The sequence below is a fragment of the Paracraurococcus lichenis genome, assembly GCF_030657435.1.
GTDB lineage: Bacteria > Pseudomonadota > Alphaproteobacteria > Acetobacterales > Acetobacteraceae > Paracraurococcus > Paracraurococcus lichenis.
Genome location: NZ_JAUTWS010000573.1, coordinates 1 through 296, shown reverse-complemented (window position 1 = coordinate 296; position 296 = coordinate 1). Strand labels below are relative to the sequence as shown.

Annotated in this window: 1 protein-coding gene; it reads right to left on the bottom strand. The window is 68.9% G+C overall.

The window, feature by feature from the left end; all coding sequences use genetic code 11:
- The coding region (locus tag Q7A36_RS42040; protein WP_370655828.1) for a transposase at positions 1-178 on the bottom strand (178 nt) is incomplete at its 3' end.
- Positions 179-296 lie beyond the last annotated feature (118 nt).

The following is a 296-nucleotide window of genomic DNA, read 5'->3' as shown; positions in this document are numbered from 1 at the left end:
CCTTGCACCGGTACCGCTGCCGATGCGCCTGGATCTCGTCGAAGCCGTCTCGGACCACGCCACTGCTGCCGCAGGCAGGGCAGTGCACCCCGTCCGGCCAACGGTGCTGGCGCACCAAGGCAAAGCACTTGGCGTCGTCGATCAGCGCCGAGAGGTTGACCAGATCTGGTGCAGCCATGATGCCGACGCTCCTGGGGAGGGTCGGTTCGCCGCCCCGTCGCCGCGCATCATCACCGACCGGCCCCAGGCACGCTACCCGGGCCTGAGCCCATCACCCCGGATCCCATCAAGAGCCT